Origin of the sequence: Streptomyces sp. NPDC060035, from assembly GCF_042736635.1 — a bacterium.
In the GTDB taxonomy this organism is placed as follows: domain Bacteria; phylum Actinomycetota; class Actinomycetes; order Streptomycetales; family Streptomycetaceae; genus Streptomyces.
This window is the reverse complement of sequence record NZ_JBHWVO010000037.1, coordinates 22390-41294: the sequence shown is the minus strand read 5'-3', so window position 1 is coordinate 41294 and position 18905 is coordinate 22390. Positions and strand designations below refer to the sequence as shown.

The window sequence follows — 18905 nt, the reverse complement described above, 5'->3', positions numbered from 1 at the left end:
GTACGGACCCGGACGGACGGGACATGCCCCGGTCTCGAACCCGGGGGATGGCGGGCGTACCGTAGGGGCGGCCCGGTCCGGGAAGGCCCGGCACAGCGATCTGGTGGTGGAACATGTTGCGGAAGCAGAGCGGCACCGAGGTCTTCCGGATCACCGGAGCCCGCCAGGGTCTTGCCGACGATGTGCGTGGCCGGCAGCGGCGTTACATCATCTCGATGTCCGTGCGGACCGTCTCGGTGGTGCTCGCCGCAACGCTGTGGAATGTCGAGAGGCATGTGGCGGTGGTGGCGCTCGCGCTGGGCGTTCTGCTCCCCTATGTCGCGGTGGTCATCGCCAACGCGGGTCGTGAGAACGTCCCTTCGCTCCCGTCGACGTTCGTGCCCGCACCGATGCGGCCCGCTCTCGACGCCGCCCGTCCGACGGACCCGTCGGAGACCGTCCCGGAAGCCGGGCAGCCGGGCCGCGCCGGAAACGGGCACGAGAACGACTGAGCCGGCAGGCCGAGAAAGCTCAATAAAACCTCAGATCAATCATGAAGTTCCGGTGCACCGCACCCCGGTCCCCGTGACATACTTCGTAGCGCGCTCCGCATCCCCCGTCGGAGCGACGGACCGACGCCGGGCAGCTCCCCCCGTGGCTGCTCGGCGTCGCCTTTTCTCCGGCGGGGATGCGTCGATGAGGCCCTTGTCGATGAGGCCCTTAGGGTTGAGGTCGTGAACTTTCCCGAGACTTCCGCCGAGAGCGCCACCGGTGCGCCCGTCTGTTCCGCCAAGGGCTGCCGCGCCGATGCCGTGTGGGTACTCGCCTGGAACAACCCGAAGCTGCACACCCCGGAGCGGCGCAAGACCTGGCTCGCCTGTGACGAGCACCGGGAGCACCTCTCCTCCTTCCTCGGGGTACGCGGATTCCTGAAGGATGTCGTGCCGCTGGCGGAGTGGGAGTCCTCAGCCGCCGATCGCTGACATCGGCCGGTCGGGCTGCAGGAAGGCCGGGTCGTCGAGCCCGGAGCCCGCCTTCTTGCCCCACATCGCGAGCTTCCAGATCCTGGCTATCTCCTCGTCCGGCGCGTCCGAGCGCAGGGCGCCGCGCAGATCCGTCTCCTCGCGGGCGAACAGGCACGTGCGGACCTGGCCGTCGGCGGTGAGCCTGGTGCGGTCGCAGGCCCGGCAGAACGGCCTGGTCACGGAGGCGATGACGCCGACGCGGTGCGGGCCGCCGTCCACGGTCCAGCGCTCGGCGGGTGCGGATCCGCGCTCGTCCTCGCCCTCGGCGGTGAGGGTGAAGCGGGTGCGCAGCGATTCCAGGATGTCACCGGCCGTGATCATTCCGTCGCGCTTCCAGCCGTGCTGGGCATCGAGCGGCATCTGCTCGATGAAGCGGAGCTCGTACTCGTGCTCGACGGCCCAGGCGAGCAGATCGGGGGCCTCGTCGTCATTGAGTCCCGGCATCAGGACCGTATTGACCTTGACCGGGGTCAGTCCGGCGTCGCGGGCGGCTTCGAGCCCGTCCAGCACGTCCCGGTGCCGGTCACGGCGGGTGAGCGTCTTGAAGACGTCGGGGCGCAGGGTGTCCAGGGAGACGTTGACCCGGTCCAGGCCTGCGGCCTTCAGGGCTGCGGCGGTGCGCTTGAGTCCGATGCCGTTGGTCGTGAGCGACATCCTGGGGCGGGGTTCCAGGGCGGCGCACTGCTCGACGATGGAGACGAGCCCGGGGCGCAGGAGCGGCTCGCCGCCGGTGAAGCGCACTTCGCGGATGCCGAGGTCGGTGACGGCGATACGGACGAGCCTGACGATCTCGTCGTCACTCAGCAGCTCCTGCTTGGCCAGCCACTGCAGGCCTTCTTCGGGCATGCAGTAGGTGCAGCGCAGGTTGCACTTGTCGGTCAGTGATACACGCAGGTCGGTGGCGACCCGGCCGTAGGTGTCGATGAGCACGTGGCCCCCTCCCCCGGTGATGTCCGCAGTTGCGGTCTGACTCCCTCGAGAGTACGCGAGACCTGTGACATCTACGGTGCCCGATTGACACGAGCTGCGGTGGGGCCCCGTCGTATGTCTCTACGACGGGGCCCCACCGGGGTGCGCGGTGTCAGTGGGCGCCGATGCCGGTGAGGGACTTGACCTCGAGTTCGGCGTACTTGCCCACGTCCGGCTCCTCCTTGGAGAGGATCGAGCCGATCCAGCCCAGCAGGAAGCCCAGCGGGATGGAGACGAGGCCCGGGTTCTCCAGGGGGAACCAGGAGAAGTCGACTCCCGGGAACATCGAGCTGGCCTTCCCGGAGACGACGGGGGAGAACAGCACCAGGATGACGGACGAGGCGAGTCCGCCGTAGATGGACCAGAGGGCGCCCTGCGTGGTGAAGCGCTTCCAGAAGAGGCTGTACAGGATGGTCGGCAGGTTGGCCGACGCGGCGACGGCGAAGGCCAGGGCGACGAGCCCTGCCACGTTCAGGTCGCGGGCCATCGCGCCGAGCGCGATGGAGACGATGCCGATCGCGACGGTTGCCCACCGGGCGGCGCGCATCTCCTCCTTTTCGGTTGCCTTCCCCTTGCGGATGACGTTGGCGTAGATGTCGTGGGCGAAGGAGGACGAGGAGGCGAGGGTGAGGCCCGCGACCACGGCGAGGATCGTGGCGAAGGCGACGGCCGAGATCACGGCGAGCATGATCGCGCCGCCGGTGGTGCCGACCCCGCCGAGGTACTCCGCGAGCTGTGGCGCCGCCGCGTTGCCCGCCGGGTTCTTCGCCTTGATCTCCGCCGGTCCGATCAGTGCCGCGGCGCCGAAGCCGAGAGCGATCGTCATCAGGTAGAAGGCGCCGATGATGCCGATGGCCCAGTTGACGGACTTACGGGCGGCCTTGGACGTCGGCACGGTGTAGAAGCGGATCAGGATGTGCGGCAGACCGGCGGTGCCCAGGACCAGCGCGATGCCGAGGGAGATGAAGTCCAGCTTCGTGATCGCGTCCGCGCCGTACTTGAGGCCGGGCTCCAGGAACGCCTTCGCGTCGCCCTTCTGCCCGGCAAGGCTCTTCTCGGCCGCGGTGCCCAGCAGGTCGGAGATGTTGAAGTGGAACTTCCACAGCACCATGAACGTCATCAGCAGGGCGCCCGCGATGAGCAGCACGGCCTTGACCATCTGCACCCAGGTGGTGCCCTTCATGCCGCCGATGGTGACGTAGAGGATCATGAGCACGCCGACCAGCGCCACGATGACGATCTTGCCCGCGTCGCTGGTGATGCCGAGCAGCAGCGAGACAAGGACGCCCGCGCCCGCCATCTGGGCCAGCAGGTAGAAGATCGACACGACGATGGTGGAGGCGCCCGCGGCGGTACGGACCGGCCGCTGCCGCATCCGGTACGCGAGGACGTCGCCCATGGTGTAGCGGCCGGAGTTGCGCAGCGGTTCCGCGACGAGCAGCAGTGCTACGAGCCAGGCGACGAGGAAGCCGATGGAGTAGAGGAAGCCGTCGTACCCGAAGAGCGCGATGGCGCCGGCGATACCGAGGAAGGACGCCGCGGACATGTAGTCGCCGGAGACGGCGAGGCCGTTCTGGAAGGCGGTGAACTGGCGTCCGCCCGCGTAGAAGTCGGAGGCGCTCTTGGTCTGCCGGCCTGCCCAGACGGTGATGGCCAGGGTCGCGGCGACGAAGACCGCGAAGAGGCTGATGATCAGCGGCCGGTGCTCGGTCGTGGACGAGGCGGCGAGCTGGATCGCGGAGTGCGAGTGGTACGCGGCGCTCATGCGTCGGCCTCCATACGGGACTTGATGGCCTCCGCCTTGGGGTCGAGCTTCGTCGAGGCGTGGCGTGAGTAGAGCCAGGCGATGAGGAACGTGGTGGCGAACTGGGCGAGGCCGAAGACGAACGCCACGTTGAAGTTGGCGACGACGACGGTTCCCATGAAGTCACCGGCGTAGTTGGACAGCAGCACGTACAGCAGGTACCAGGTGATGAAGCCGACGGTCAGCGGAAAGGCGAAGGAGCGCTGTGATCGGCGCAGTTCGGCGAAGTCCGCGCTGTTCTGCACCTCGAGGAAGGCCTCGGTCGTGGGCTGGGCAGGACTGGTGTCCGATGTGCCCGGGGGCGGCGGTGCATCGATAGCCACGGATTCTCCTCGCGACGCGGGTGCGGTGGTCTCGGCGGTGGATTTCACAGGGAGTCCTCTGTGTGGTGGGGGGTTGGCGTGCGACTCCCTGACAACGGCACGGAGAGCACGGCGAAGCGGTTCACCGCAGATTCGCCGTTCTCGGACGCGCGTCCGCGGATACGCCTCCCTGAGGTCACACCTCGAACTCACTTGCCCCTATTTGTTGATGCGTCGGCATGATCAGCGATAACTTCACTGGTCATGTACCGGACCGGACACGCTGTGTGTTCCGGTCCACCGGCACGGATGATGTGGAGAACCCATGGCTCATCTGGCATCCAGACGGACACGCGCACTCACGCTGCCCGTCGGACTGGCTCTCACGGCCTCGCTCGGCTTCCTCCCAGGAACCGCGACGGCCGCTCCGGCCCAGGAGCCGACTGCGACGGTTTCGACCGACGGCCCGAAGCTGTCGTACGTCGTGAACACGCGAGGCGGGCATGGCACCGTCAAGCAGGTGAAGAAGGCGATATCCAAGGCCGGCGGCACCGTCGTGACGTCGTACGACAGGATCGGCGTCATCGTCGTCCACTCGCAGAACCCGGACTTCGGCCCGACGATCCGCAGGGCCAAGGGCGTCCAGTCGGCCGGTGCCACGCGCACCAACCCGATCGTCCCGCAGGCCACCAAGGACACCGGGGTCGAGCAGCCGCTCACCTCCGAGCAGGCGCAGGCCGCCGCGGCGGACGCGACGGCCGGTCAGGACCCGCTGGAGCCCCTGCAGTGGGACCTGCCCGCCATCAAGGCGGACAAGGCGCACGAGAAGTCGCTCGGCAGCAGCAAGGTCACGGTCGCCGTCATCGACACGGGTGTGGACGACACGCACCCGGACCTGGCGCCCAACTTCGACCGCGGGGCATCGGTGAACTGTGTGTCCGGCGCGCCGGACACGACGGACGGCGCCTGGCGGCCCGCCGCCGGTGAGAGCGACCACGGCACGCACGTCGCGGGCACCATAGCCGCGGCGAAGAACGGTGTCGGTGTCACCGGTATCGCGCCCGGTGTGAAGGTCTCCGGCATCAAGGTGTCGACGCCCAGCGGCTTCTTCTACACCGAGGCCGTCGTCTGCGGCTTCGTCTGGGCAGCCGAGCACGGCGTCGATGTGACCAACAACAGCTATTACACCGACCCTTGGCTGTTCAACTGCAAGAACGACCCCGACCAGGGTGCCCTGGTCGAGGCGGTCACCCGCGCCACCCGGTACGCGGAGGGCAAGGGCGTCGTCAATGTCGCCGCGGCCGGCAACTCCGACCACGACCTGGCCCTCGACGCGATCGAGGACACGACGAGCCCGAACGACACGACGACGGTCACGCGCACGGTCGACCCGAGCGCGTGCCCCGACATCCCGACCATGCTGCCGGGTGTCGTGACGGTCTCCGCCACGGGTGCCAAGGGCCTGAAGTCCTCGTACTCGAACTACGGTCTCGGTGTCATCGACGTGGCGGCCCCCGGCGGCGACTCGACGATCTACCAGACGCCCGCACCGCCGGCCACCAGCGGCCTGATCCTGTCCACGCTGCCCGGTGGCAGGTTCGGCTACAAGGCGGGTACGTCGATGGCGTCCCCGCATGTCGCGGGCGTCGTGGCCCTGATCAAGTCGACCCACCCGCACGCCTCGGCGCGCACGGTGAAGGCGCTGCTGACGCACCAGGCCGATGCCACGGCCTGCGGCGATCCGTACGACATCAACGGTGACGGAACGGTCGATGCGGTCTGCGAAGGCGGCACGAACTACAACGGCTTCTACGGAGCCGGTGTCGTGGACGCACTGGACGCGGTCCGCAGGTAACACCTGCGGCGATGCGTGAGGAGGGGCCGGGGACAGCTGTCCCCGGCCCCTCCTGCCGCTTCCGCCTCCATGGGCAACGGCTACGGCTTGATGAGCACCTTGAGGGCCGTGCGCTCGTCCATCGCCTTGTAACCGCCGGGCACCCCGTCCAGGCCGATGCTCAGGTCGAAGACCGGCGAGGGGTCGATCGTGCCGTCCAGCACGTCGGGGAGCAGTTCCGGAATGTACGTACGCACGGGTGCGACGCCTCCGCGCAGCGCGATGTTCCGGTCGAACATGACACCGAGGTCGAGTCCGGTACCGCTGCCGTGCGGGACACCGACGTACCCGATGGAGCCGCCGTCGCGGACGATGCCGATGGCCGTGCGCATCGACTGCTCGGTGCCGACCGCCTCGATCACCCCGTGGGTGCCCTCGCCCCGGGTCAGCTCGCGTACGGCGGCGACGGCGGCCTCGCCCCGCTCGGCGACGACATCCGTGGCGCCGAAGAGACGGGCGATGTCGGTACGGGCCTCGTGACGGCCCAGCGCGATGATCCGCTCGGCCCCGAGCCGCTTGGCGGCCATGACACCGCACAGGCCGACCGCACCGTCACCGACCACCGCGACGGTGCTGCCGGGCTTCACGTCCGCGCCGATCGCGGCGTGGTGCCCGGTGCCGAGGACGTCGGAGAGTGCCAGGAGCGCGGTGAGCAGCCGTTCGTCGGAGGCGGCAGCCGCCGGGAGCTTGACGAGCGTTCCGTCGGCGAACGGGACCCGCACGGCCTCGCCCTGGCCGCCGTCGGATCCGACCGATCCCCAGAAGCCGCCCTGGGCGCAGGAGGTGGTGAGGCCCTCCGCGCAGTAGGTGCACGTGCCGTCGGACCAGACGAACGGGGCGACGACGAGGTCGCCGACGGCGAAGCCGTTGACCCCGGCGCCCGCCTCCTCGACGATGCCGAGGAATTCATGGCCGATGCGCTGACCGGGCTGCCGGGCCGATTCGCCGCGGTAGGCCCACAGGTCGCTGCCGCAGATGCAGGCCCGCAGAACCCGCAGGACCACGTCGGTGGGCTGCTGGACCGTCGGGTCGGGCACCTCCTCGACGCGGATGTCGTGGGGGGCATGGATCACGGTGGCGCGCATGCGTGGGGGTCCTCGCTCGTCTCAGATTCTGATACTCCCCTCACGGTACGCCCCGGTGTCCGAGCCGGTGGAATCCCCTCGGCTGCCGAGCACTCCCGTGGTGAGCAGGTACTGGGCGGCCAGATAGGTCAGCATGATCCAGAAGTCGTGGACGGGCAGCTGCGGCCAGTCGGCGATGCCGGTCGCGATGAGCGCGTCGGAGAGCAGGAAGAGCGCGCCGCCGAGTGCCGCGTACCGGCCGAGGATGCCGGCCCGCCAGGCCATGGCGGTGAGGAGCAGGCTGTAGCCGGTCAGCGGGATCCGCAGGTCCGCGGGAAGGCCGGGCCAGAGCAGGACGAGGAAGGTCACGAGGACGGCTGCGTACGCGAGGCCGGCCGGCAGGGAGGCCCGGGCACGCCCGAAGAGCCACAGGTAGCAGATATGGCCCACGGCGAAGGAGCCCATCCCGGCGAGGAAGGCCGCCTCCGCGTCGGGCATCAGCAGCACGTCCCCGCCCCAGCCGAACAGCAGCGCTGCGATGAGCAGCCGAGGGCCTCGGCGGGCGGCGGCGTAGGCGGCGAGCAGGGGCATCAGCAGCGGCTTGGTGACCATCTGTGCGGCGTCGATACCGGCGAGGTGCCCGGCCAGGTGGAGGGCGGCGACGGCGAGGAAGGCGACGATCAGCGGGCGGACCAGCCGGGGCGCGCCGGTGCGGGGGCTCATCCGGTGTGCTCTGCGGAGGCGCGGGGCTGTACGGGCGCGGCTGCGGGGACCCGGTCTGCGGGCTGCCAGCCCGGACCGCGGAAGATCCGGCCCGCCCGCTCGCTCCAGGTGTCCGCCGCCCGTACGTCACGGGCTATGGCCGCGTACTCGTGGGTCGCGACGCGGAGCGGGTTGTGGCTGGCGATGTTCTTGGTGAGGCCGAAGACGGGCCGTTCGGTCTCGGCGGTGAAGGAGCCGAAGAGCCGGTCCCAGATGATCAGGATCCCGCCGAAGTTCCGGTCGAGGTAGCCGCCCTGGGAGGCATGGTGCACCCGGTGGTGCGAGGGGGTGTTGAGTACGTACTCGAAGGGGCGGGGCAGCTTGTCGATCCGTTCGGTGTGCACCCAGAACTGGTAGACGAGATTCGCCGAGGAGCAGAAGGCGAGCGCCGCCGGGTGGACACCGCAGGCGATGAGCGGGACGTAGAACGGCCAGACGGTCAGCGAGGTCCAGGGCTGGCGCAGCGCGGTGGTGAGGTTGAACTTCCGGCTGGAGTGGTGGACCACGTGGCAGGCCCAGAGGATCCGGATGACGTGGTGGCCGCGGTGGGACCAGTAGTAGAAGAAGTCCTGGGCGAGCAGCATCAGCAGGACCGTCCACCACAGGACGGGAATGCGCAGCGGGGTCAGTTCGTAGACCGCGGCGTAGATCGCCACGATGGGTATCTTCCACAGCAGGTCGAAGGCCAGGCTGCCGAGGCCCATGGTGACGCTGGTGGCGGCGTCCTTGGCGTCGTACCCGGCGGCGTCCTCGTCCGGGTGCAGCCGGTGGACCACCATTTCGAGGACGGTGAGCAGGACGAAGGCCGAGATCGACCACAGCACGACATCGGGCAGGTTCGGCTCCATGCGAGCACCGTAGAGCCGCCGGACGGCCGGGGCTAGACGTTGTTACCCACAAGTATGCGAGACGTGACGTCAGCAACTGTTGGCAGGTTCCGCCAAGTCCCGCCCTGCCTCAGATCCCCGCAGCCCCCAGCAACGCCCCCGCACCGTAGGTCACCGCCATCGCCACGGCTCCCCCGCCCATGTTCCGCAGCACCGCACGCCCCACCGCCGCATCGCCCAGCCGTGCGCTCCACCAGCCGGTGAGGGCCAGGGCCGCGAGTACCGACACCACGGTGACCGCCAGCCGCGCCGAGGACGGCGGCAGCACGATCGCCAGCAGGGGCAGCAGCGCACCCACCGTGAACGCCAGGAAACTCGCACCCGCCGCATGCCACGGGTTCGTCAGCTCGTCCGGGTCGATGCCCAGCTCGACCTCCGCGTGGGCGCGCAGCGCATCGCGCTCCGTGAGCTGGACGGCTGCCTCGCGGGCCACCTGCGCGCTCAGCCCCTTCCCCTCCAACAAGCCGGTCAGTTCGATGAGTTCGGCATCCGGGGTCTCCTCCAGCTCGCGCTTCTCCGTCGCCAGCGCCGCCTTCTCGGAATCGCGCTGGGTGGAAACCGACACGTACTCGCCGGCCGCCATCGACATGGACCCCGCGAGCAGCCCGGCCAGACCCGCCGTCACCAGGGTGGCCCTGTCACCCGTCGCCCCGGCGACGCCGACGACGAGGCCGGCGGTGGAGACCACGCCGTCGTTGGCACCGAGGACCGCGGCCCGCAGCCAGTTGAGCCGAGTACCCAGTCCGTTTTGGTGGGGTTCGTCGTGAGTCTGTGCCTGTGTCTCCGTCACTCCGGGAGGGTCTCACCGCAGGCCCGCCCGCCGCACCCCGACCCGCCCGGCCAACTGCCCGGCACCCGCTCCGGGTTCGCGACCCGGGGACGCCCGAATAGGGCACTGTCGGTCGCTGCCCGTATTCTCTGTGACCATGCTCGACGACCGCCAGACCGCAGTGCCGTGGCCGACCGCCTACCCCCAGGGGTACGCGGTCGTCGACGTGGAGACCACGGGGCTCGCCCGCGACGACCGGATAGTGTCCGCGGCCGTCTACCGCCTGGACGCCCTGGGCAATGTCGAGGACCACTGGTACACGCTGGTGAATCCCCAGCGGGATCCGGGCCCCGTCTGGATCCATGGCCTGACCAGCGACGTCCTGGAGGGCGCACCGCTCTTCCCGGAGGTGGCCGCGCAGTTGTCCGAGCGGCTCGCCGGCCGGGTGCTCGTCGCGCACAATGCCGCGTTCGACTGGTCGATGCTCGCCCGGGAGTACGCGCGCGCGGCGGTCGTCGCACCCGTCGAGCAGCGGCTGTGCACCATCGCGCTCTCCAAGGAGCTCCGGCTTCCTCTGCCCAACCACAAGCTGGAGTCGCTCGCCGCGCACTTCGGCGTGGTGCAGCAGCGGGCGCACCACGCGCTGGACGATGCCCGGGTGCTGGCCGAGGCCTTCCGGCCGAGTCTGCACGCGGCGGCCCGGGACGGGATGCGGCTGCCCCTGCTGGAGTGCCGGCCGCTGACCGAGTGGTCCGACTCCCCCGTCACCCCGCGCATCGGCTATCAGGCGTCGCACGGCCAGGGCAGCTGGCGGCCCTCCCGCAAGCGCCCCGCGTGCCCGTATCCGAATCCGGGGCGGTACGAGTCGGACAAGCCCCTCATGCAGGGGATGCGGGTGGCGTTCTCCGGAGACACCTCGATCGACCGCGAGCTGCTGGAGGACCGGGCCGTGGAAGCGGGTCTGCACGTGGCGACCGGCGTCTCCCGGCTCACGAGCCTTCTCGTCAGCAACGATCCGGACGCGGTGACGTCGAAGACGGTGAAGGCGAAGTCGTTCGGCACGCCGATCCTGGAGGAGAGCGCCTTCACTCATCTGCTGCGGGATGTGGCACCCGCGCCCTCGCGCGTCCCACCGCCGCCGTCATCGGAGTGAACCGGGCGCGACTCGCCCGCCACCCGCTCGCCCGCCGCCGCCCTCTCGTCCGACCCTGTGGCGCATGGCACGTTGCGAGGTTTGCGGAAACGACTACGGGATGTCCTTCGAGGTGCACGCGCAGGGCGCGGTGCACGTCTTCGACTGCTTCTCCTGCGCCATCCACCGCATGGCGCCCATCTGTGAGCACTGCCGGGTCCAGGTGATCGGCCAGGGCGTCGAGGTCGACGGCCACTGGTACTGCGGCGGACACTGCGCCCGGGCCGAGGGAAGGGCGGGCATCGTGGACAAAGTGTGACGGGCTGCCCCGGCACCCCGGGGACCCTGCGTGCTACACCCCATGACCCCAGTTGTACGGTCATGGGGTGTACCGCTTCCTGTTGACCCGGCAGTGGGTGATTCTCACCCTCCTCGTCCTCGTCCTGATTCCCACGATGGTCGAGCTGGGTTTCTGGCAGCTGCACCGGCATCAGCACCGGGTCGCGCAGAATGCGCTGATCTCGCAGAACCTCCGGGCGAAGCCCGAGCCGGTCTCCCGCCTCACCTCCCCGGGGCACACCGTTCCCCGTTCCGAGTACTGGCGTGCGGTGACGGCCACCGGAACGTTCGACACCGCGCACGAGGTGGTCGTACGGCGCCGCACCTCGAAGGACGAGCGCATCGGTTTCCACGTCCTGACCCCGTTGGACCTCAAGGGCGGCGGCACCGTGCTGGTCAACCGCGGCTGGGTTCCCGCCGCCGACAGCCAGCAGGCCTTCCCCGAGGTCCCGGCCCCGCCCACGGGCGAGGTCACCGTCACCGGCCGGCTGAAGGCCGACGAGACGACGGGCGCCAGCGGCATCAAGGACCTGGCAGGTCTGCCGGACCGCCAGGTGATGCTCATCAACAGCGCCCAGCAGTCGCAGCTGCTCGCCAGGCCGGTCCTGGGCGGGTATCTCGAACTGACCGCTCCCGAACCGGCCGACGGCGCCCCCGAGATGATCCCCGCCCCCGACGACGCCTCCATCGGCTCCCACATGGCCTACGCCGTCCAGTGGTGGCTCTTCGCCGCCGGTGTGCCCGTCGGCTGGGTGATCCTCGTACGCCGCGAGAAGCACGACCGGCAACAGGCCGCTCAGGACAGCGAGACGGCCCGGGAACCCGCACCCGTCACCACGTAGCCCGTCCCGCCGGTGTGTCGGTCCCGGCCGGGCTGCTTAGCGGGGCCCAGGTTCGGGAAGACGCCAGAGCGTGACCCCACGTATCGAGGACTACGCGCTCATCGGCGATCTCCAGACCGGCGCCCTGGTCGGCAGGAACGGTTCCGTCGACTGGCTGTGCCTGCCCCGCTTCGATTCGGGCGCCTGCTTCGCGGCCCTTCTCGGTGACGAGGACAACGGCCACTGGCGCATCGCCCCCCAGGGCACGGACAGCGCGGACACCTGCACCCGGCGCGCGTACGTGGCCGACTCCCTGGTCCTGGAAACGATCTGGGAGACCAGGACCGGCACGGTCAAGGTCATCGACTTCATGCCGCAGCGCGACAAGGCGCCCGACGTCATGCGCATCGTCGAGGGCATCAGCGGCAGCGTCGACATGAGTGCCGTACTGCGGCTGCGCTTCGACTTCGGTTCCGTGGTGCCGTGGATGCGCCGCTCGCACGGACACCGGGTGGCCGTCGCGGGACCCGACTCCGTCTGGCTGCGCAGTGAGCCGCCGGTCAAGACCTGGGGCCAGCAGTTCAGCACCTGCTCCTCGTTCACCGTCACCGAGGGAGAGAAGGTGGCGTTCGTCCTCACCTGGCACCCCTCGCACGGCCCGCGCCCGAAGCTGATCGATCCGTACAAGGCGCTGAAGCACACCCTCGCCGACTGGGCGAAGTGGTCGGCACGATGCACCTACCGGGGCAGGCACCGGGAAGCCGTGCTCCGTTCCCTGATCACCCTGAAGGCGCTCACCTACGCGCCCACCGGCGGCATCGTGGCGGCCCTCACCACCTCGCTGCCGGAGGAGATCGGCGGCGTACGGAACTGGGACTACCGCTACTGCTGGCTGCGGGACTCCACCCTCACACTGGGCGCCATGGTCGCGGCCGGCTATCTGAAGGAGGCCGCGGCCTGGCGGGACTGGCTGCTGCGGGCCGTCGCCGGTGACCCGGCCGACCTGCAGATCATGTACGGCCTGGCGGGCGAGCGCAGACTCCCCGAGGCCGAGCTGCCGTGGCTGAGCGGCTACGAACACTCCCGGCCGGTCCGTACGGGCAACGCGGCGGTCCGCCAGCGGCAGCTCGATGTGTACGGCGAGGTCATCGACTCGCTCAGGGTGGCCCGCGAGGCCGGACTCGACAACAAGCCGCACGCCTGGAACCTGCAGCTCAGTCTGCTCGGCTTCCTGGAATCCACCTGGCGCGAACCGGACGAGGGCCTGTGGGAGATCCGCGGGCAGCGCCGCCACTTCGTGCACTCCAAGGTGATGGCCTGGGTGGCCGCCGACCGTGCGGTGCGCACCCTGGAGGATGACCCCTGCCTGCCGGGCGACGCGGACCGCTGGCGGGCGATGCGGGACGCCGTGCACGCGGATGTCTGCGAGAAGGGCTACGACCCCGTACGCAACACGTTCACCCAGTACTACGGCTCCCAGGAGCTCGATGCCTCCACGCTGCTCATCGCGCGGACCGGCTTCCTGCCACCGGACGACCCCCGGGTCGTCGGAACGGTCGACGCCGTACGGAACGGGCTCGCCCGGGACGGCCTGATCCGCCGCTACAGCACGGAGGGCGCTTCCGTGGACGGTCTGCCCGGCGACGAAGGGGCGTTCATCGCCTGCTCGTTCTGGCTGGTGGACGCACTGCTGCGGATCGGGAGGACGGACGACGCCGAGGTGCTGTTCGAACGGCTGCTGGAGCTGCGCAACGATGTGGGGCTGCTGGCCGAGGAGTACGACACGGTGGCCCTGCGCCAGCTCGGCAACTACCCGCAGGCGTTCAGCCATATCGGGCTGGTGAACAGCGCGGTCGACCTCGCCGGCCTGGACCCGGCAGGATAGAGCCATGGATCTTGGACTGAAGGACCGCGTCTACATCATCACCGGTGCGACCCGTGGGCTGGGCCGTGCGACCGCGGACGCGCTGGTCGCGGACGGCGCGAAGGTGATCATCTCCGGCCGGGACGACAAGGGGGTGACGGCGGCCGCCGCCGAGCTGGGGCCCGACGCGCTCGGGCTCGTCGCCGACAACGCCGACCCGGCAGCCGCGCAGCGCCTGGTGGACACCGCGAAGGAACGCTTCGGCAGGCTGGACGGCATCCTCATCAGCGTCGGCGGACCCGCACCCGGTTTCGCAGCCGACAACACGGACGAGCAGTGGCAGTCCGCGTTCGAGTCGGTCTTCCTCGGCGCCGTGCGTCTGGCCCGCACGGCGGCTGCCGCACTGGGCGAGGGCGGCGTCATCGGCTTCGTACTGTCCGCGTCGGTGCACGAGCCGATTGCCGGGCTCACCATCTCCAACGGCCTGCGCCCCGGCCTCGCCGGCTTCGCCAAGTCCCTCGCCGACGAACTGGGCCCGCGGGGAATCCGGGTCGTCGGGGTGCTGCCGTCCCGGATCGACACGGACCGGGTGCGCGAGCTGGATGCCCTGTCCGGGGACGCGGAGGCGTCCCGCAGGGCCGCTGAGGCGCGCATCCCGCTGCGCCGCTACGGCACCGCGGAGGAATTCGGGAGGACCTCGGCCTTCCTGCTCTCCCCCGCCGCCTCGTACCTGACGGGCATCATGGTGCCGGTCGACGGCGGCGCCCGGCACGGCTTCTGACGGGCAGACGCCGACCGGGCCGTCAGCTCACCCGCTCCGCACGGTGCTTGACCGCCTTGAGCCGTACCTCGGCGGGCAGCTCGTCCAGGCCCGCCGAGCCGCGCGCATGGGCCAGCGCCTCGTCGGCGAGACCTCGCAGTGCCCGCTCCGGGGCGGCGTGCGGCTCCAGCAGGAGCCGGATCCGGGCCCGCGGGGCGGTGCGCCGGCCGGTCAGTGCGACCTTGGCGTCGGACACCCCGTCCAGGGTGCGTGCCTCACTGCCGAGCACACCCTCCAGGGCCCTGCCCCGCAGGAGCGCGCCCTCGCCGTCGCCGCTGTCGACCAGCACTTCGGCGAGGCGGGCACGGCGCAGCTGGGCGAGCAGCCACCACAGGGCGAGGACGACCAGGACGGCCAGGCCCGCGATGACGGCCGGCCACCACCAGCCCTCGTCACGCCAGCGGTACCGGTCGCCCCTGCTGAGCAGGACATCGTCCCTGCCGTCGAAGGGCCACCAGGACGGCACGGACACGCCGAGCCCCGTCGCGAGGACAGCCCCGCCCACCACAAGGAGGACCAGCCCGGCAAGACCGAGCAGCACCCGGTTGACGGTTCCGATCACGCGGTTCACCCCTTCTTCGCCGGCCTGCGGACATGAACGGACAGGCGCGGCGGCCGGGCCAGGCCCAACTCCTTGATACCCGTGCCCAGTGCGGTGTCCAGGTCGGCCCGTACGTCGTCGAGTTCACGGAAGTGCGACACGGCGCGCACGGCCACCTTGCCGCGTCCCATCCTGACCCGTACGGACTGCACACCGGACACCTCCACCGCCCTGTCGCGCAGGACCAGGGCGGCGGCTGTCCGGTCGAGTGCGGCCCGGATTCCGGCATGGTCGCGGCGCATCGGCAGCAGCCCGCGCAGTCCGGGTGTGACGGCCAGCCAGAGAAGCCAGAGGCCGATGGCCGCTGCCGCCGCGGAGCCGGCCAGCACCCAGACGTCGTCGAGGTGACGGCTCGCCAGTTCGTCGGCGAGCGAGCGCCGCCACCGCATGGCCGGGTGGTCGGTCCGTACCGCCGCGACGTCGTAGAGCAGGAGCCCGGCGCCGCCGAGGACCACCAGGCCGACGAGCGCGGCAGGGATCCGGCGCTCGGACCGGAACCGGCGGGCATGACCGCCGGGCCGGTCGAGTACGGAAACGGGGTCGTAGGCCGAGCCCGACGCGGACTGATCCATCGCGAGTACGCCCGCGGGGGCCGCGGACTCCGTCGTGGGAAGGCGCTGTGTGCTGTTCTCCGGGTCCTGGGGCTCGCTCATCGGATCCTCCCCTCCGGCATCGCGCCCGCTGCGGGATGCAGCCGCTCGACCTGCACCGCCACTTCGGGCACCTCCATCCCCGCCAGTGCTTCTACCCGCTCGGCGACACGGCGACGCACCGCTCCGCATTGGCGGCCGATATCACTGGGGTAGCCGAGTTCGAGGCTGACCCGCACCCGGGCGGTGTCCCGGTGCACGTTGACCGTGGCGCGCGGCGGCGCGCCGTCCTTGGGAGGCTCGTCGACCGCCTCCTTCGCCGCCTGCGCGGCGATCTTCGCGACGACCCGGTCGGCGATCCGGGTCTCCCCGCGTCCCGCGGCGGCGACCTGGTCTGTCACCGCCGTCATCGTCGCCGGTCGCCGCGCTCGCGACTGCGGAAGAAGTCGCCGGGTTCAAGGTCGCCGTCCAGGAACCGACCGGCGATGAAACCGACCGCGCCCAGCGCGGCCACCAGCAGAAAGGCCCCGAACCCACCGAAGTATCCGGCGAAACCGAGGGCCATGCCGGCCAACAGGCCGGCCACAGCCATGCTCATCGTGCGCTCCTCAACTGCCTCATGGGGGAGGTCTACTGCAGACGTGGCTCGGACTCGGCTTCCTCGTCCTCCTCGTCGGGCAGTTTGACATCGCTGACGGCGATGTTGACCTCGACGACTTCGAGGCCTGTCATGCGCTCGACCGCGGCGATGACGTTCTCACGCACATCGCGGGCCACGTCGCTGATCGACACGCCGTAGTCGACGACGATCTCCAGGTCGAGTGCGGTCTGGGACTCGCCGACCTCCGCCTTGACGCCGCGGGTGACGGACTTGCCTCCACCCGGGACCCGGTCGCGTACCGCGCCGAAGGTCCGGGAGAAGCCGCTGCCCATCGCATGGACGCCGACGACGTCGCGTGCCGCCATTCCGGCGATCTTCTCGACCACACCGTCGGCGATCGTGGTGCGGCCGCGGGTGGCGGGGTCTCCCCCGCCGCGCTTGGCGAGCGGATTCTTCCTGGCGTCGTCCCCGCCGGGCACACCGCCGGGGTTGTCGGGCCGGTTCCGCTGTGGGGTCTCGGTCATCGCCGCTCTTCCCTTCGGGACAGGTTTGGACTCGTTGCTCACATTAAGTGCGCTTTCGCCGTTCCGCGCCGTGGATGCGGCAGGCTGGGGCGATGACAACGGCTGACAGCCCGCACCGGGCCGACGGATGGACCGCTGCGGTACGCCAAAGGCTCGGCCTCGGCCGGTTACTCCCTCTGGGCGGCCCCGCCGACGGGGCCTGGATCGCGGAACGCGCGGCGGCGGCAGTGCTGCGGGAGGCCGCGACCGGCACGGGGGCGATGCTGGGGCGGCTCAGGATCGCCGCGGCCGACGCGGACACGGCCCCGGACCCGGAGGTGCCTGCTCCGCCCGGTGCGCTGCCGCCGGGCCCTCTGCGGATCGAGGCGGGCTTCTCCGCGACGGCACGGCGTCCGCTGCACGTCACCGCGGAAGCGCTGCGCTCCGCGTTGCTCACCGCTGCGTCCGCACGGCTCGGTCTGGACGTCGCCGAGGTGGACCTGCGGGTGACGGAGCTGCTGGAAACGGAGCCCGAACGTGCCACGGCGCCGCCGGCCGAGGTGCCCACGGCCGAGCCGGACGGGGTGGCGGGTACCGCGGCCGGCGGAGTGCCCGGTGTGGTCTCGCTGACGCGGGTGCTGGGCAACGCGGTGCACTCCGGTGCGGGCCATGTCCGGGTGGAGCTGGCGACGGCCGGGGACCATCGCGCGCTCGACGTGGCGCGGGCCGTGCGCGGGGCGGTGGCCGATGCCGTGGAGGGCCGACCGTCCGTCGCCGTCCTGGTCACGGCCGTGGTGGAGCAGGATTGACCCGGCCCCGCCCCCGCCCCTGTACAGGGGCGGGGGTTGGCGGTTCAGTCGGTGACGCCGGCGAGGTCGCGCAGCCGGCGGCCCTGTGCGGCGCGCTCGGCGGCGCGCTGCTCCTCGTACGTGCGGGAGACGGCGCCGCTCAGCAGGGCCTTGGTCTCGACGACCGCGTCGCGCGGGGCGGCGAGGAGGGCGGCTGCCAGGTCACTGGCTGCCCCGTCCAGCTGCTCGGCGGGGACCACGAGGTTGGCGAGGCCGATGCGCTCGGCCTCCTCGGCGTGCACGAAGCGGCCGGTGGCGCAGATCTCGAGCGCACGCGCGTACCCCACGAGGTTCACCAGGGGGTGGGTGCCCGTGAGGTCGGGAACGAGACCGAGGCCGGTCTCGCGCATGGCGAACTCCACGTCCTCGGCGGCGATCCGGAGATCGCAGGCGAGGGCGAGCTGGAAGCCGGCGCCGATCGCGTGACCCTGGACGGCCGCGATCGACACGATGTCGTTGCGGCGCCACCAGGTGAACCCCTCCTGGTACTCGGCGATGGTCGCGTCGAGATCGGCCTCGGAGCCGCGCGCCATGTCGAGGAAGGACGGCTCACCGTCGAACCCCTCGGGGGTGAACGCCTGCCGGTCGAGGCCCGCGGAGAAGGACTTGCCCTCGCCACGCAGCACGACGACCCGCACGTTGCCGGGCAGTACCCGTCCGGCCTCTGCCAACGCCCGCCACAGAGCGGGAGACTGAGCGTTGCGCTTGGCCGGGTTGGTGAGCGTCACCGTGGCAACCGCGTCATCGACGGTGAGCCGTACGCCGTCCTTGTCGAGCACAGAGTCGAGCGAGGTCATGGGGCGCCTCCGGATCGGGTGCAGTCAGCACTTACTGGCAAGTACTGAACAGTAACCACCCGGACGACCTCACGATCGGCCGGGTGGCCACCCGGTGTTCCGGTGAGCCCCCGGGGTCGGCACACGCCTGCCCCGGACCGCTGCCCGCCGTCAGGCCGTAGCGGCCTTCTTGCCTCGAGTCGCTCCGCCACGTCCTCGCAGCGTGACTCCGGACTCACTGAGCATCCGGTGGACGAACCCGTAGGAGCGGCCGGTTTCCTCGGCCAACGCCCGGATGCTCGCACCGGAGTCATACTTCTTCTTCAGGTCTGCCGCGAGCTTGTCGCGCGCGGCGCCGGTTACCCGGCTGCCCTTCTTCAGAGTCTCGGCCACCCGTGCCTCCTCAAGGAAGTGCGCTCTGGACTCTCATGATCACCCCTCCTGGGCTTCCTGGCCACCCATTCGGCAAGGTCCGTACGACCGGTTTCCGGGTCCTGGAGCGGGGAGACACAAGCGGAATCCAGTATTCCGAGGGATTCCGGAGGACCATGGGGC

General features: G+C 70.5%; 23 protein-coding genes. 9 read left to right on the top strand and 14 right to left on the bottom strand.

Annotated elements, in window-relative coordinates:
• The first annotated feature begins 113 nt into the window (after nucleotides 1-113).
• Entirely contained in the window at nucleotides 114-491 is a 378-nt protein-coding gene (locus ACFWBQ_RS34900) for a DUF3099 domain-containing protein (RefSeq protein ID WP_385506713.1), read from the top strand.
• Nucleotides 492-713: 222 nt separating this feature from the next.
• On the top strand, nucleotides 714-962 hold the full coding sequence (locus ACFWBQ_RS34895; RefSeq protein ID WP_056792733.1) for a hypothetical protein: 249 nt from the start codon (nucleotides 714-716) through the stop codon (nucleotides 960-962).
• Here ACFWBQ_RS34895 and moaA read toward each other — a convergent pair.
• The 3 genes from moaA to ACFWBQ_RS34880 form a co-directional block, all read right to left on the bottom strand.
• Nucleotides 945-1934 (bottom strand): GTP 3',8-cyclase MoaA, encoded by a 990-nt coding sequence (gene moaA / locus ACFWBQ_RS34890; protein WP_385506710.1) that lies wholly within the window; start codon nucleotides 1932-1934, stop codon nucleotides 945-947. The genes ACFWBQ_RS34895 and moaA overlap by 18 nt on opposite strands.
• A gap of 151 nt (nucleotides 1935-2085) precedes the next feature.
• A complete protein-coding gene (locus tag ACFWBQ_RS34885) occupies nucleotides 2086-3738 on the bottom strand; it encodes a cation acetate symporter (protein WP_385506707.1) in 1653 nt (550 codons plus the stop codon).
• Nucleotides 3735-4100: a DUF485 domain-containing protein gene (locus ACFWBQ_RS34880; RefSeq protein ID WP_385506704.1), complete on the bottom strand. Its 366-nt coding sequence runs from the start codon at nucleotides 4098-4100 to the stop codon at nucleotides 3735-3737. The genes ACFWBQ_RS34885 and ACFWBQ_RS34880 overlap by 4 nt, the downstream gene beginning before the upstream one ends.
• Nucleotides 4101-4404: 304 nt before the next feature.
• On the opposite strand from ACFWBQ_RS34880, the gene ACFWBQ_RS34875 reads away from it, so the two are divergent.
• Nucleotides 4405-5934, top strand: coding sequence for a S8 family serine peptidase (locus tag ACFWBQ_RS34875; protein WP_385506703.1), 1530 nt, complete (start codon nucleotides 4405-4407; stop codon nucleotides 5932-5934).
• 80 nt (nucleotides 5935-6014) lie between these two features.
• Here the strand turns inward: ACFWBQ_RS34875 and ACFWBQ_RS34870 are convergent, their stop codons facing one another.
• The 4 genes from ACFWBQ_RS34870 to ACFWBQ_RS34855 form a co-directional block, all read right to left on the bottom strand.
• The gene (locus tag ACFWBQ_RS34870; RefSeq protein ID WP_385506701.1) at nucleotides 6015-7058 is read right to left on the bottom strand and encodes a zinc-dependent alcohol dehydrogenase family protein; all 1044 of its coding nucleotides are present in this window, start codon (nucleotides 7056-7058) and stop codon (nucleotides 6015-6017) included.
• A 21-nt stretch (nucleotides 7059-7079) separates the two neighbouring features.
• Nucleotides 7080-7760: a lysoplasmalogenase gene (locus ACFWBQ_RS34865; protein WP_385506699.1), complete on the bottom strand. Its 681-nt coding sequence runs from the start codon at nucleotides 7758-7760 to the stop codon at nucleotides 7080-7082.
• The gene (locus ACFWBQ_RS34860; RefSeq protein ID WP_385506698.1) at nucleotides 7757-8647 is read right to left on the bottom strand and encodes a sterol desaturase family protein; all 891 of its coding nucleotides are present in this window, start codon (nucleotides 8645-8647) and stop codon (nucleotides 7757-7759) included. The genes ACFWBQ_RS34865 and ACFWBQ_RS34860 overlap by 4 nt, the downstream gene beginning before the upstream one ends.
• A gap of 109 nt (nucleotides 8648-8756) precedes the next feature.
• Complete coding sequence (locus ACFWBQ_RS34855; protein WP_385506695.1) at nucleotides 8757-9476, bottom strand: VIT family protein; 720 nt, start codon at nucleotides 9474-9476, stop codon at nucleotides 8757-8759.
• A gap of 130 nt (nucleotides 9477-9606) precedes the next feature.
• On the opposite strand from ACFWBQ_RS34855, the gene ACFWBQ_RS34850 reads away from it, so the two are divergent.
• The 5 genes from ACFWBQ_RS34850 to ACFWBQ_RS34830 all read left to right on the top strand — a co-directional run bounded on the left by ACFWBQ_RS34850 (nucleotide 9607) and on the right by ACFWBQ_RS34830 (nucleotide 14392).
• Nucleotides 9607-10608 (top strand): DEDDh family exonuclease, encoded by a 1002-nt coding sequence (locus ACFWBQ_RS34850; RefSeq protein WP_385506692.1) that lies wholly within the window; start codon nucleotides 9607-9609, stop codon nucleotides 10606-10608.
• A 64-nt stretch (nucleotides 10609-10672) separates the two neighbouring features.
• Entirely contained in the window at nucleotides 10673-10906 is a 234-nt protein-coding gene (locus ACFWBQ_RS34845) for a hypothetical protein (RefSeq protein WP_073747930.1), read from the top strand.
• A gap of 67 nt (nucleotides 10907-10973) precedes the next feature.
• On the top strand, nucleotides 10974-11768 hold the full coding sequence (locus ACFWBQ_RS34840; RefSeq protein WP_385506689.1) for an SURF1 family protein: 795 nt from the start codon (nucleotides 10974-10976) through the stop codon (nucleotides 11766-11768).
• A 70-nt stretch (nucleotides 11769-11838) separates the two neighbouring features.
• Nucleotides 11839-13632 carry a glycoside hydrolase family 15 protein gene (locus ACFWBQ_RS34835; RefSeq protein ID WP_385506686.1) on the top strand — a complete coding sequence of 598 codons (1794 nt, stop codon included), beginning with the start codon at nucleotides 11839-11841 and terminating at the stop codon, nucleotides 13630-13632.
• A 4-nt stretch (nucleotides 13633-13636) separates the two neighbouring features.
• A complete protein-coding gene (locus ACFWBQ_RS34830) occupies nucleotides 13637-14392 on the top strand; it encodes an SDR family oxidoreductase (RefSeq protein ID WP_385506683.1) in 756 nt (251 codons plus the stop codon).
• Nucleotides 14393-14414: 22 nt separating this feature from the next.
• Here the strand turns inward: ACFWBQ_RS34830 and amaP are convergent, their stop codons facing one another.
• Genes amaP through ACFWBQ_RS34805 form a run of 5 tightly spaced genes read right to left on the bottom strand, consistent with a single transcriptional unit; the run spans nucleotide 14415 to nucleotide 16747 of the window.
• Entirely contained in the window at nucleotides 14415-14993 is a 579-nt protein-coding gene (gene amaP, locus ACFWBQ_RS34825) for an alkaline shock response membrane anchor protein AmaP (protein WP_385506681.1), read from the bottom strand.
• Between the two features lie 5 nt (nucleotides 14994-14998).
• On the bottom strand, nucleotides 14999-15685 hold the full coding sequence (locus ACFWBQ_RS34820) for a DUF6286 domain-containing protein (protein ID WP_385506677.1): 687 nt from the start codon (nucleotides 15683-15685) through the stop codon (nucleotides 14999-15001).
• Nucleotides 15682-16032: a hypothetical protein gene (locus tag ACFWBQ_RS34815; RefSeq protein ID WP_385506675.1), complete on the bottom strand. Its 351-nt coding sequence runs from the start codon at nucleotides 16030-16032 to the stop codon at nucleotides 15682-15684. The genes ACFWBQ_RS34820 and ACFWBQ_RS34815 overlap by 4 nt, the downstream gene beginning before the upstream one ends.
• Nucleotides 16029-16220 carry a hypothetical protein gene (locus tag ACFWBQ_RS34810; RefSeq protein ID WP_383183817.1) on the bottom strand — a complete coding sequence of 64 codons (192 nt, stop codon included), beginning with the start codon at nucleotides 16218-16220 and terminating at the stop codon, nucleotides 16029-16031. The genes ACFWBQ_RS34815 and ACFWBQ_RS34810 overlap by 4 nt, the downstream gene beginning before the upstream one ends.
• A gap of 32 nt (nucleotides 16221-16252) precedes the next feature.
• Entirely contained in the window at nucleotides 16253-16747 is a 495-nt protein-coding gene (locus ACFWBQ_RS34805) for an Asp23/Gls24 family envelope stress response protein (protein WP_385506671.1), read from the bottom strand.
• Between the two features lie 92 nt (nucleotides 16748-16839).
• Here ACFWBQ_RS34805 and ACFWBQ_RS34800 point away from each other — a divergent pair, with 92 nt between their 5' ends.
• Nucleotides 16840-17535 carry a hypothetical protein gene (locus ACFWBQ_RS34800; protein ID WP_385506669.1) on the top strand — a complete coding sequence of 232 codons (696 nt, stop codon included), beginning with the start codon at nucleotides 16840-16842 and terminating at the stop codon, nucleotides 17533-17535.
• A gap of 44 nt (nucleotides 17536-17579) precedes the next feature.
• Here ACFWBQ_RS34800 and ACFWBQ_RS34795 read toward each other — a convergent pair whose 3' ends face one another.
• Together ACFWBQ_RS34795 and ACFWBQ_RS34790 are read right to left on the bottom strand one after the other, a co-directional pair.
• Nucleotides 17580-18371 carry an enoyl-CoA hydratase/isomerase family protein gene (locus tag ACFWBQ_RS34795; protein ID WP_385506666.1) on the bottom strand — a complete coding sequence of 264 codons (792 nt, stop codon included), beginning with the start codon at nucleotides 18369-18371 and terminating at the stop codon, nucleotides 17580-17582.
• 150 nt (nucleotides 18372-18521) lie between these two features.
• Entirely contained in the window at nucleotides 18522-18743 is a 222-nt protein-coding gene (locus ACFWBQ_RS34790) for a helix-turn-helix domain-containing protein (RefSeq protein WP_018518904.1), read from the bottom strand.
• Nucleotides 18744-18905 lie beyond the last annotated feature (162 nt).

Bases quoted from the DNA above. Each gene is read 5' to 3' on its own strand.
- ACFWBQ_RS34830 (WP_385506683.1), top strand. From the start codon at position 13,637: ATGGATCTTGGACTGAAGGACCGCGTCTACATCATCACCGGTGCGACC.
- ACFWBQ_RS34805 (WP_385506671.1), bottom strand. From the start codon at position 16,747: ATGACCGAGACCCCACAGCGGAACCGGCCCGACAACCCCGGCGGTGTG.
- ACFWBQ_RS34860 (WP_385506698.1), bottom strand. From the start codon at position 8,647: ATGGAGCCGAACCTGCCCGATGTCGTGCTGTGGTCGATCTCGGCCTTC.
- ACFWBQ_RS34815 (WP_385506675.1), bottom strand. From the start codon at position 16,032: ATGACGGCGGTGACAGACCAGGTCGCCGCCGCGGGACGCGGGGAGACC.
- ACFWBQ_RS34800 (WP_385506669.1), top strand. From the start codon at position 16,840: ATGACAACGGCTGACAGCCCGCACCGGGCCGACGGATGGACCGCTGCG.
- ACFWBQ_RS34820 (WP_385506677.1), bottom strand. From the start codon at position 15,685: ATGAGCGAGCCCCAGGACCCGGAGAACAGCACACAGCGCCTTCCCACG.
- ACFWBQ_RS34900 (WP_385506713.1), top strand. From the start codon at position 114: ATGTTGCGGAAGCAGAGCGGCACCGAGGTCTTCCGGATCACCGGAGCC.
- ACFWBQ_RS34795 (WP_385506666.1), bottom strand. From the start codon at position 18,371: ATGACCTCGCTCGACTCTGTGCTCGACAAGGACGGCGTACGGCTCACC.
- ACFWBQ_RS34885 (WP_385506707.1), bottom strand. From the start codon at position 3,738: ATGAGCGCCGCGTACCACTCGCACTCCGCGATCCAGCTCGCCGCCTCG.
- ACFWBQ_RS34845 (WP_073747930.1), top strand. From the start codon at position 10,673: ATGGCACGTTGCGAGGTTTGCGGAAACGACTACGGGATGTCCTTCGAG.
- ACFWBQ_RS34870 (WP_385506701.1), bottom strand. From the start codon at position 7,058: ATGCGCGCCACCGTGATCCATGCCCCCCACGACATCCGCGTCGAGGAG.
- ACFWBQ_RS34865 (WP_385506699.1), bottom strand. From the start codon at position 7,760: ATGAGCCCCCGCACCGGCGCGCCCCGGCTGGTCCGCCCGCTGATCGTC.
- ACFWBQ_RS34875 (WP_385506703.1), top strand. From the start codon at position 4,405: ATGGCTCATCTGGCATCCAGACGGACACGCGCACTCACGCTGCCCGTC.
- ACFWBQ_RS34810 (WP_383183817.1), bottom strand. From the start codon at position 16,220: ATGAGCATGGCTGTGGCCGGCCTGTTGGCCGGCATGGCCCTCGGTTTC.